The sequence below is a fragment of the Streptomyces sp. KLMMK genome, from assembly GCF_036961605.1.
Classification (GTDB): domain Bacteria; phylum Actinomycetota; class Actinomycetes; order Streptomycetales; family Streptomycetaceae; genus Streptomyces; species Streptomyces telluris.
Window position 1 is genome coordinate 1 of record NZ_JBAMDC010000241.1, and the last position, 10,191, is coordinate 10,191.

The 10,191-nt window shown below is 74.1% G+C and carries 13 protein-coding genes and 1 tRNA gene; 8 read left to right on the forward strand and 6 right to left on the reverse strand.

Going from position 1 to position 10,191, the window contains the following annotated elements; all coding sequences use genetic code 11:
- The 4 genes from V7793_RS26235 to V7793_RS26250 all read right to left on the reverse strand — a co-directional run.
- The coding region (locus V7793_RS26235; RefSeq protein WP_336010565.1) for a PqqD family protein at positions 1 to 204 on the reverse strand (204 nt) is incomplete at its 3' end.
- Positions 195 to 1,943, reverse strand: coding sequence for an asparagine synthase-related protein (locus tag V7793_RS26240; RefSeq protein ID WP_336010566.1), 1,749 nt, complete (start codon positions 1,941 to 1,943; stop codon positions 195 to 197). The genes V7793_RS26235 and V7793_RS26240, both read right to left, overlap by 10 nt.
- Before the next feature lie 142 nt (positions 1,944 to 2,085).
- Positions 2,086 to 2,253, reverse strand: a complete 168-nt coding sequence (locus V7793_RS26245; protein ID WP_336010569.1) for a hypothetical protein — start codon at positions 2,251 to 2,253, stop codon at positions 2,086 to 2,088.
- Positions 2,254 to 2,432: 179 nt separating this feature from the next.
- Positions 2,433 to 3,245 (reverse strand): alpha/beta fold hydrolase, encoded by an 813-nt coding sequence (locus V7793_RS26250; RefSeq protein ID WP_336010572.1) that lies wholly within the window; start codon positions 3,243 to 3,245, stop codon positions 2,433 to 2,435.
- A gap of 201 nt (positions 3,246 to 3,446) precedes the next feature.
- Between V7793_RS26250 and V7793_RS26255 the strand changes: the two genes are divergently transcribed.
- Complete coding sequence (locus tag V7793_RS26255) at positions 3,447 to 4,082, forward strand: HhH-GPD-type base excision DNA repair protein (RefSeq protein ID WP_336010575.1); 636 nt, start codon at positions 3,447 to 3,449, stop codon at positions 4,080 to 4,082.
- A gap of 43 nt (positions 4,083 to 4,125) precedes the next feature.
- Here V7793_RS26255 and V7793_RS26260 read toward each other — a convergent pair whose 3' ends face one another.
- The gene (locus V7793_RS26260; protein ID WP_336010578.1) at positions 4,126 to 4,824 is read right to left on the reverse strand and encodes a B3/B4 domain-containing protein; all 699 of its coding nucleotides are present in this window, start codon (positions 4,822 to 4,824) and stop codon (positions 4,126 to 4,128) included.
- An 87-nt stretch (positions 4,825 to 4,911) separates the two neighbouring features.
- On the opposite strand from V7793_RS26260, the gene V7793_RS26265 reads away from it, so the two are divergent.
- From V7793_RS26265 to V7793_RS26275, 3 genes are all read left to right on the forward strand, one after another.
- Complete coding sequence (locus V7793_RS26265; RefSeq protein ID WP_336010581.1) at positions 4,912 to 5,523, forward strand: helix-turn-helix domain-containing protein; 612 nt, start codon at positions 4,912 to 4,914, stop codon at positions 5,521 to 5,523.
- 166 nt (positions 5,524 to 5,689) lie between these two features.
- Positions 5,690 to 5,986 carry a type II toxin-antitoxin system VapB family antitoxin gene (locus V7793_RS26270; protein ID WP_030368795.1) on the forward strand — a complete coding sequence of 99 codons (297 nt, stop codon included), beginning with the start codon at positions 5,690 to 5,692 and terminating at the stop codon, positions 5,984 to 5,986.
- A 154-nt stretch (positions 5,987 to 6,140) separates the two neighbouring features.
- The gene (locus tag V7793_RS26275; RefSeq protein ID WP_336010584.1) at positions 6,141 to 6,857 is read left to right on the forward strand and encodes a LytR C-terminal domain-containing protein; all 717 of its coding nucleotides are present in this window, start codon (positions 6,141 to 6,143) and stop codon (positions 6,855 to 6,857) included.
- A 174-nt stretch (positions 6,858 to 7,031) separates the two neighbouring features.
- Here the strand turns inward: V7793_RS26275 and upp are convergent, their stop codons facing one another.
- Positions 7,032 to 7,667, reverse strand: a complete 636-nt coding sequence (gene upp, locus V7793_RS26280; RefSeq protein WP_058045443.1) for a uracil phosphoribosyltransferase — start codon at positions 7,665 to 7,667, stop codon at positions 7,032 to 7,034.
- A 189-nt stretch (positions 7,668 to 7,856) separates the two neighbouring features.
- Between upp and V7793_RS26285 the strand changes: the two genes are divergently transcribed.
- From V7793_RS26285 to V7793_RS26300, 4 genes are all read left to right on the forward strand, one after another.
- Positions 7,857 to 8,093, forward strand: coding sequence for a hypothetical protein (locus V7793_RS26285; protein ID WP_336010588.1), 237 nt, complete (start codon positions 7,857 to 7,859; stop codon positions 8,091 to 8,093).
- A gap of 174 nt (positions 8,094 to 8,267) precedes the next feature.
- The gene (locus tag V7793_RS26290; protein ID WP_336010590.1) at positions 8,268 to 8,795 is read left to right on the forward strand and encodes a tRNA adenosine deaminase-associated protein; all 528 of its coding nucleotides are present in this window, start codon (positions 8,268 to 8,270) and stop codon (positions 8,793 to 8,795) included.
- 34 nt (positions 8,796 to 8,829) lie between these two features.
- Entirely contained in the window at positions 8,830 to 9,348 is a 519-nt protein-coding gene (tadA, locus tag V7793_RS26295) for a tRNA adenosine(34) deaminase TadA (RefSeq protein ID WP_336010593.1), read from the forward strand.
- A 91-nt stretch (positions 9,349 to 9,439) separates the two neighbouring features.
- A tRNA-Ser gene (locus tag V7793_RS26300) sits at positions 9,440 to 9,529 on the forward strand.
- Positions 9,530 to 10,191: the final 662 nt, after the last annotated feature.

The window sequence follows — 10,191 nt, forward strand, 5'->3', positions numbered from 1 at the left end:
GGCGAGCGTCGCGTCGTCCGCGTCGAAGTCCTCGCGCAGCCGGGCGACGGCCGCGGGCACGGAGTCGCACACCAGGGCGGTGCGCAGCATGTAGGTGGCCGTGGAGTTGAGGGACAGGCAGACACCGCGGCGGGTGTCGAGGATGAGGCCGGCGTCGTCGGTGTCGTCGAAGACGGCGTGCTCGGCCAGGCCGATCAGAGGCATCGGGTGAATCCCCTCCGGTTCGCGGGCGTGCGCCGCGCGTCGCTGCGCAGGAACAGCTCGGTCATGGCGGTGCTGAGCAGGGTGTCCGCGTTGAGGCGCAGCCGCGCCGGCTCGGCCAGGACGTCCGCGAGCCGGAGGGGGTCGACGATGCCCGTGCGGACGAGGTGCGCCTCCGGCCCGCCGATGAGGGCGGCGAGGACGTGGCGGTGGCCGAGGACGTAGTCCTTGTGCGGGGAGCCGGGCCACAGCCGGCCGTGCCGCCGCCAGACGGCCGCGGGGAAGCGGCTGGAGAGCATCAGCCGGAGCACCGGCTTGGTGATCAGCCGCCCCTGGTGCGGCAGGAGCCGGTAGGCGTCCGGCATACGGGCGGAGAGCCGCCGCAGGCCCTTGCTGCCCAGGGGGTTGTACAGCTGGATGCCGCGCGGTCTCCAGAGGGTCAGGTTCGCGCAGTGCTCCTGCGGCGTGAGACCGGGGTACTCCGGCAGGGCGCCCGCGGCGGCGGGAGCGCCGTCCCGGTCGGCGGCGGACGGGGTGAGGAAGTCCGCGGGCCGCGCGCCGCCGCGCCCGGGCGAGCCGTCGTCGAGCAGGGAGGAGCCGGGCGAGGCGCTCCGCAGGATGCGGGGGAGCTCCCAGCGCGAGGTGAGCAGCCCCCGGCACAGGACGGCCTTCTCGCGCGCGGGCAGGTCGCCGGTGAGCACGCCGTGCAGCCCGTAGCGCGCCGGGCCGAAGATCCGGTCGCCCTCGCGGCCCCAGGCGAGGAAGGTGATCCCGTCCCGGGCCACGCGCTCGGCGGTCTGTTCGAGCCACCGGTAGGCCGTGTGGTTGTACGGGTGGGGGAACTCCCACCGTTCGTCCAGGTATCCGGCGCCGTGGTCCGTCACGACCGGCACGAACGGCACCCCCAGGTGCTCGCAGACCGCCCGGGCGTACCCGGACTCGTCCGCGAGGGGGTCCCGGGTGGCCCGGTGGTAGGCGACGACGTCGGCGCCGGCCGCCGCCAGGGCCGCGAGCACGGCCGCGGAGTCGAGGCCGCCGCTGAGCAGGATGCCGGTCCGGCCGCGGCCGGCGTACGGCCGTACGGATTCCAGCAGGAGGTCCCAGGCGGTCTCTGCGTACTCCGCCATCGTGGTGCGCGCGGGCAGCTCCAGCGGGGTCACCGGGTCGTACTCGGCCGTGGCCACCGCCCCGCGCTCGACGGTGACGATCCGGCCGGGCGGGACCGGGGTGACGCCGGGGTAGACGAAGACCGCCTCGCCGCGGCAGGAGCGCCGGACGGCCTCCGGGTCGAACTCCCCGGGGCCGTCGAGCAGGTCGGTCGGGTCGGTGGAGAACCGCAGCAGGTCCCCGGAGCACCGGTAGTGCAGACCCTCCTCGCCCGTGGCGCTGCGGAAGAGGAACACCCGGTGGTCGGTGACCAGCGCCCCGGCCATTTTGCCGGGCATGCGGGCCAGTTCCGCGTGGCGGCCCTCCTTGAGGGCGGACACGAGCCGCCCGACCCACGCGGGCGTGACCGGGCCGCGGACGACGCCGGTCAGCAGGAGTCTCTCCCGCTCGGAGGGGAACGGGACCCGGGGCGTCCCCGGCGCCGCCCACTGGACGAGGTGGCGCCCGGGGTCGGACCAGGACGGGCGCTGCCCGAAGGGAGCGGTCACGTACGAGATGCGGGACGGGCCGTCGCCGAACGGGACGCGTCCGTAGCAGCCCAGGTAGTCACCGACGGGTACAGGGACGGGCTCCATGACTTCCCTTCCGGGCCTTCCGGCGGCCGTCCGGCACGGCCTTCCGACGACGCGCGCTGCTCAGAGAAGGGCTGCAGCCGCCCGGGGAAGGGCTTCGGCTGCTCGGAGGAGACCTCGGACCTCAGGCCTCGGACTTCGGACTTCAGCGGAAGGCGCGGCCGTCCGGTGCGCCGGACGGCCCGGGGAACCCGCCGTGGGCGGTCAGCTGTTCGACCGTGCCGAGCTCGTCGATCCGCGGCTCCACGTAGGGGCGCTTGGCCGAGGGCGGATCGTCCGGCGCCGGCCGGTCGGTGGCGTGCGTGCTCTCCATCGCGGTCCCCCTCTTTCCGCAGGGCACTGTGTCCGTCCCCCTCCACGGTCGGGCACTCCTGCCGCTCCCGCACAGAGGGTGCTGACGCGCTGGAGCGGCGCCCCGGAGCGGGCGCAGGGGCGCGCGGCGCGCGGACGCTCAGGTACCGGGGCGCGCGCCCGGACGGCGGTCACGCCGCGTCATGCCGCCTCGATGAATCTCCGCACCATCGCCGCGAACACCTCCGGGTGCGACACATGCGGAATGTGGCCTGCACCTTGCAGGCCCCTCAGCTCCGCCCTCCGCATCGTCCGCGACAGCTCCACCGTGACCGGCGGCAGCCACGCCGGGCTCTCCGTCCCGTACGTCAGCAGCGCCGGCCCGGCCCAGGCGGACAGCCGGGTGAGGTCGAGGCTCGCCCAGCCGGGGTCGGACTGCTCGGCCGCGAACGCGCGGCTGTTGGCGACGAGGGTCGCGCGCACCCGGTCGGGCAGGGCCTCCCAGGAGCCCGGGCCGAGGGCGACCTCCTCCGTGAAGCGGCGCACCCCCTCGCCCGCCTCCCCGGCGAGGATCAGGGCGACCGCCGCGTCGATGCCGTTCTGCGCGGCCCGCATCAGCACGTGGGCGGGGTCGTCGCCGCGGATGACGCCCAGCAGCGGGGGTTCGTGGGCGATGACCGTGCGCAGGAGGTCGGGGCGGCGGACGGCCAGGCCCAGGGCGGTCGACGCGCCGAAGGAGTTGCCGACGACGTGGGCCGGGGCGAGGCGGAGCGCCTGCAGCAGCACGGCGAGGTCGTCCTCGTGCTCCCTGCGGGTGCCGCGGCCGGCGCCGCGGGTGCTGGCGCTGTGCCCGCGCCGGTCGTAGACGATGACGCGGAAGGACTCCGCGAGGGCCGGGAGGACCGCCCGCCAGGTGTAGTGGTCGGTCAGCCCGCCGTGGACGAGCACCAGCGGCTCACCCTCGCCCACGACCTCGTGGAAGAGCTCCGCGCCGCGCACCCGGACTCGCGCCATGCGGGGCCTCCCTCGCTCGGACGTGCCGCTCGGGCACCCCGGTGGGTCCGGCCGCAGTCCGTCCATGACAGCCGCCGCGGCGCACCGTCCGCAAGACCGCCTCCCCTTCGTTCACCCGTTCGTACGCCGGGGCGGGAACGGGTGACACCCCCGGGCCTCCGGCTCCCTCCCGCGCGGGCGCCGCGGGGCGATCATCGAGGCATGGACAAGACCCTTCACCTCGCCCAGCAGCCCGAGGCCGACGCCCTGCTCGGCCGCAGCCCGCTCGCCGCGCTGACGGGGATGCTGCTGGACCAGCAGATCCCCATGGAGTGGGCGTTCGCCGGGCCGTACGCCATCACGCAGCGGATGGGCCGCGACGACCTCGACGCGTACGAGATCGCCGCCTACGACCCGGACGCGTTCGCGGCGCTGCTGTCGGAGAAGCCGGCCGTGCACCGCTACCCGGGTGCGATGGCCAAGCGCGTCCAGCAGCTGTGCCAGTACCTGGTCGAGCACTACGGCGGCGAGGCGAGCGCGGTCTGGGAGGGCGCCGCGACCGGGGAGGAGCTGTTCCGGCGGCTCAAGGAGCTGCCCGGCTTCGGCGAGCAGAAGGCGCGCATCTTCCTCGCGCTGCTGGGCAAGCAGCTCGGGGTCGCGCCGGAGGGCTGGCGCGAGGCGGCCGGCGCCTACGGCGAGGAGGGCTCCTACCGTTCGGTCGCGGACATCACCGGGCCCGAGTCGCTGGCCAAGGTGCGCGAGCACAAGCAGGAGATGAAGCGCGCCGCCAAGGAGGGGGCGGCCAGGAAGGCGACCGTCCGGCCCGCCAGGAGGACCCCGCGGCAGACCCAGGGCTGACCCCGCCCGCCTCCCGGCCGGGCCGCCGGCCGGACCGCCGCGCTCAGACCAGGCGGGAGACCGCGCGCAGGTCCGGCGCGCGCTCGCGCAGCCGGGCGAGGAGGTCGCCGGCGGCGGCGTGCAGCGCGTCGAGCGGCATGGGGTCGAGCCGCTCCAGCAGGAACAGGGCGCTCGTGGACTTCTCGGTGATGCGGGTGCGGACGCACTGGCGGTGGTTCCAGCGGCGGCAGGTGACGCCGAGGTCGTCGCGCCAGACCACCTCGCCGGGCTCGGGGTGCTCGACGGCCGGCGCGCCGCCGGCCACCGTGTCGAACGGCTCGCCGCCGGTGGCCCGCACCAGGCGCGGCGCCCCGGCGTACGCGGCCAGGTCCTCGCCGCCGACCGGGAGGCGGTGCGCGACGGACACGGCGTTGTAGACGTCGACCAGGAGGTTGACCTCGGGCAGGCCCGCGGGGGCGCGGCGGATCAGGGCCTCGGCGCTGTTGCGCGTACGGCCGGGCTTGGCGCCGAAGGCGCTGTAGGCCGAGCGCCAGGCGGCGATGTGGGGCTCGGCGGTGACGTCGAGGCCCTCGGCGGTCGCGGCGGCGCCGGCGAGCTGCTTGCGCGACCAGGGGTCGCTGGGGCCGGCGGGCAGTCCGTCCGCCGCGATCACCAGCACGGCGAAGTCGGGCCGCAGTGCGCGGACGGCCTCCTCCACGTGCACGCTCGCGGCCGCCGCTTCGAGATCCGGGTCCGGGGACATGGACGGTGCCACCCTCCTGCAGTCGTTTTATTGAAATGGACGGTAGCATCAAACGACCGGATCCCGGGAGGCGCGAAGATGACCGGCATGAGCGGGAACACGGAAGCAGCGGCGGACGCGGGCGAGCCCGGCGGCGACAGGTCCGTCATGGAGGCCGTCGCCGCCCGCGTACGGGCCCTACGCAAGGACCGGGGCTGGAGCCTCGACGCCCTCGCCGCCCGGGCCCGGGTCAGCAAGGGCATGCTCGTCGCCCTGGAGAACGCCCGCTCCAACCCCAACCTCGCCACCCTGGTCCGTCTCTGCGACGCCTTCGGCGTCCCCCTGACCGAGCTGCTGCAGCAGCCCGCGGCGCCGCTGCTGCAGCCCACGGCGCCCGGCGGCCAGCCCGTTCTGTGGAGCGGCCCGGACGGCGGCAGGGGCCTGCTCGTCACCGGGGCCGCCCCGCCCGTGGGCGCCGAGCTGTGGCACTGGCGGCTCGCCCCCGGCGAGGAGCACCACAGCGAGGCCCACGTGCTCGGCACCGTGGAGCTCCTCCATGTCCTGCGCGGCACCCTCGCCGTCACCGTCGGCGGACAGGAAGTGGTCCTTCCGCAGGGGTACGGTCTCCGCATGGCGGGCGATCACCCCCACTCCTACGCGAACCGTACGGAGTCGGAAGTCGAGTATTCCGGTGTGGTGCTCGTACCGCCGCACGGCTGACCCCGTGTGGACGGCCGGAGTGCTCCGGCTGTGTCCACAGGCTGTGGGCAATGTCCCGGAAGGTGCGCCGCGGGGTCCCCGCTGCTCCTGGTATGCGGCCGATTGTCGCCTTCGCGCTCCCGTGCCGTGGCTGCGCCGGGAGCCTGTCGCCCGGTAGGCTTTCCGTGTGATCTTCAAGCGCATCGGAAACGGGCGGCCGTACCCCGACCACGGCCGGGAGAGCACCCGGCAGTGGGCGGACGTCGCCCCGCGCCCGGTGCGGCTCGACCAGCTGGTGACCACCAAGCAGCAGCTCGATCTGGAAACCCTGCTGGCCGAGGACTCGACCTTCTACGGCGACCTCTTCGCCCACGTCGTCAAGTGGCACGGCGACCTCTACCTCGAGGACGGCCTGCACCGCGCCGTGCGCGCCGCGCTCCAGCAGCGCCAGGTGCTGCACGCCCGCGTGCTCGAACTGGGCTAGCCGGGGCCGTCCGCTCCGCGCGTCCGCCCGGGACCGCCGGGGCCGGGGCCGTCCGGAGGCTGTTTCCGGCCGTTGTTCGGCCTTTCGGGTTGGGCCGCGCGAACCCATTGATCATTTAGTAGGCAGCGGCCCCGCCCCGCACTACGCTGCGCCCATGAGCATGCTCACCCCTCCCGGCATGGGCAGGAAGTACCGCATTACGGGCAAGCGATTCCCGCACATGCGCCGCCCCAGAAACCGCCGCAGGATCGTGCTCGCCGCAGTCACCTCAACCGCCGCGTTCGCCCTGGCCGGATGGGGGACCTTCCAGCTCGTCGACGTCTTCACCGGGGGCCCCAGCGAGACCCAGGCCCACGGCGCGGGCGCGAAGGGCGCGAAGGGGGCTAAGGACGGCGACTGCAAGGCGGCGGACGAGGGCGAGGAGCCGAAACCGCTGCCACGGCCCTCCGACATCACCGTCAACGTCTACAACGCGACTCCGCGCGGCGGACTCGCCAAGATCACCGCGGATGAACTCAAGAGCCGCGGCTTCAAGATCGGCAAGGTGGGCAACGCGCCCGCCCTCTACGACAAGAAGGTCGAGCAGGTGGGCCTGCTGATCGGTGCCCCGACGGCCGCCGAGGGGGCGCTGAGGGTCGTCGGCACCCAGATGGCCGGGGCCGAGGTCAAGAACGACCAGCGCGCGGTCGACGAGGAGGTCGACCTCGTCATCGGCAACGAGTACAAGGAGCTCACGGGGCGGCAGGACGCCGACCGGGCCCTGACCGACATGGGCGTCGAACCGGGCGAGGCGCCCTCGGAGTCGCCTTCCTCGGCGCCTCCGTCGCCCTCGAAGGCGGCGTCGCCCGCGCCCAGGCCGTCCAAGTGCTGACGAGGGCCCGGAGGCCGGGCCGCGGTGCCGTCCGGCGCCGCATGTCCGCCCGCTAGAGGTCGCGCGCCGTTGCGGTGGACGAGGAAGGAACCGCCGCAACGGCGATGTACGACGGCGCCGGCCCGGCGGAAGGCAAGGCTTCCGGGGCCGGCGCGTTTCGTCGTGTGCCGGCGGCTAGCCCGCCGTGCCGTACATGCGGTCGCCCGCGTCGCCCAGGCCCGGGACGATGTAGCCGTTCTCGTTGAGGCGCTCGTCGACCGAGGCGGTGACCACGGTGACCGGGGCGCCCGCGAGCTCGCGCTCCATGACCTCGACGCCCTCCGGGGCGGCCAGCAGGCAGATCGCGGTGACGTCGTCGGCGCCGCGCTCGATCAGCTCGTTGATCGCCGCGACCAGCGTGCCGCCGGTCGCCAGCATCGGGTCCAGGACGTAGACCTGGCGGCCCGAGAGGTCGTCGGGCATGCGCGTGGCGTAGGTCTCCGCCTTGAGGGTCTCCTCGTTGCGGATCATGCCCAGGAAGCCCACCTCGGCGGTCGGCAGCAGCCGGACCATGCCGTCGAGCATGCCGAGGCCGGCGCGCAGGATCGGCACCACGAGCGGGCGCGGGTGGGAGAGCTTGACGCCGGTGGTCGCCGTCACCGGGGACTCGATGTCCACCTGCTCGGTGCGCACGTCGCGCGTGGCCTCGTAGGCGAGCAGGGTGACCAGCTCGTCGGCGAGACGCCGGAAGGTGGGGGAATCGGTGCGCTTGTCGCGCAGGGTGGTGAGCTTGTGCGCCACCAGGGGGTGGTCGACGACGTGGATCCGCATGACATCGACATTAACCGAGCTTTCGGCCCTGAGCCGCCGCCGTGCGGCGTTCGACCTTCCGCCGCAGGTCTGCGGGGGTCTGTCGCCGCACTGGCATCAAACCACCACTTAGGGGGAAAGTGGGCACGTACGCCCGGTCTGTCGCTCCGGGCGTGGCCGGCGAAGCACTCGGCACGAGGTGGTCCTGCCATGGCTGAAGACGCCCCCGAGAAGCCCGACACGACGCGTGGCGCACCGGCGCCCGAACCCCGGACCGGCGCCGAATCCGGCCCCGGGGCCGAGGAGGAGGCGGACCGCCGCCGCAGACGCGCCCAGTTCCTGCGCGAGCTCAACGAGGCGAAGGAGCTCCGCGACCGCGTCCAGCCGCGCCGGGCGCGGGCCGCCCGGATGCGCCAGCAGATGCGGATGAGGACCTTCCGCTGGTGACGCGGCCGCCCGGACGGCGGTGCCCGCAGCGCCACGTGAGGCACATCTCTTCGGACTGCTGCACGACGCAGCGCGGAAGACCTCTCGCAACGGCGAGGTTTCTGCCACGATTCCGAGTGGGCGGGGTGGTCCCCGTCCGGCCCGGCACCGCCTATGACCAGTGGGAGAGTCACGGTGTACTTCGCCGCACTGCTCGCGCGCACCGACGACGGATGGGAAGCGAGCGACACAGAACTCGACAACGTGGAAACCCTGGCCGACCTCGCCGACCTGGCCCGGGAGACCTCCTCCGGGGACGACACGGTCCTCGCCCTCATCGAGCAGGAGGGCGCCTGGTTCGGCGTCGTCCGCGTCGACGGTGAGGACGACCCGCGCGTCTTCGTCTCGAACGCCGTCGTCGCGGGCCGCAGCTCGTACGGCGCGATGCTCGTCGACGAGCTGATCGGCCGCGACGACACCGACGCCGACGAGCTCGACGACCTCGACCTGGACGGCACGGAGGACGGCGAGCCCGACCCCGTGGAGGACGAGACCGAGGGGGCGGACGCCGCGGAGCCGCGGCCGCACGGCCCGCTCGGCGACTACGAGCTCCTCTCCGACCTCGGCGTGAGCGGGAAGGAGCTGCTCGCCCTCGAAGGGGACGCCCTCAGCGAGATCGCCGACGCCCTCGGCTGCACGGACGTCCTGGAAGCCGTGCGCTGACGCCAGCCCGGGCAGGTTCGCTCACACTGGTGCCATGAACGAAGCCGTCCGCGACCCCGGTTCCTCCCGCGCCGCTCCGGCAGGGGAGGAGCACGACCCCGTACGCGCACCGTGGACCGGCCCCATGCGGGCCGCCCTCGACGAGGCCGTACGGGCCCCCGCCACCGGCGACGTGCCGGTCGGCGCCGTCGTGCTGGGGCCGGACGGCTCCGTCATCGGCCGCGGCCGCAACGAGCGCGAGGCCACCGGCGACCCCACCGGCCACGCCGAGGTCCTCGCCCTGCGCGAGGCGGCGCGGGCCGTGGGCGAGTGGCGCCTGGCGGGGTGCACGCTGGTGGTGACGCTGGAGCCGTGCACGATGTGTGCGGGTGCGATCGTCCTCTCCCGCGTCGACCGTGTCGTCTACGGCGCCGTCGACGAGAAGGCCGGTGCGGCCGGCTCCCTGTGGGACGTCCTGCGCGACCGCCGGCTCAACCACCGCCCCGAGGTGATCCAGGGCGTCCTCGCCGGGGAGTGCGCGGGGCTCCTGACCGACTTCTTCCGCGGCCGCTGAGCGCCCCGGGCGTCCGTGATGAGGAGCGTCACACCTCTCCGCCCCCGAACCGATTTCAGAGCACGGCCCACCGTCCGCTAAGCTCTCTCTCGGTAGCGTGTCCGAGCGGCCTAAGGAGCACGCCTCGAAAGCGTGTGTGGGGGCAACTCCACCGTGGGTTCAAATCCCACCGCTACCGCCAGCGACACCCCTTCGCCCGTGGAAACACGGACGGAGGGGTGTTCTGCTTTTCCGGGGCCGGTTCCGGTGGGCGGGAGCCCCGGCCCGTCCGATTCCTCGGCGGGTCGACATTTCCGCCGTTCCGCCGTTCCGCCATTCCGCCATTCCGTTGTTCCGGCCGTTCCGGCCGTTCCGCCGGGTCCGCAGGTCCGCTCCGGCGAAAGTGACATTCTCTCCGGGCTCTGGGAACTCGCGGCGCCGGGCGCGGTCGCCGGCCTGCCCGAGGGCGGGCGCGGTGCCCTCGGCGGGCAGCCGACGGTAACCCCGGGCGGGCCGGCGGGGGCGGTCCGGATGACCTGCGCCACGACGGCGCGCGACGCACCATCAGCTTCCTTGACTGGTACGGCGTTTCCGCCGAGGATTCCGCGGCGTGCATCGAGAGGCGCGGTCTCGTACGAATGCTGCCGGGAATGTGATGCTGCGGGACATGTGATGCTGCCGGGAATCCGGCAGGGCAAGGAGTGACAAGGGTGTGCGGCGCGGGCGTCATCAGCCTGCTGGCGGACGAGGGCGTCTCGCGCTGGCTGGACGGTGCCGGGTGGCACGAGCCCAACCCGCGCCGGCTGGCCCGGCTCGTCGACGACGGGCTGATCACCGGGCTCGCCCTGGGGCCCGAGCCCCTCA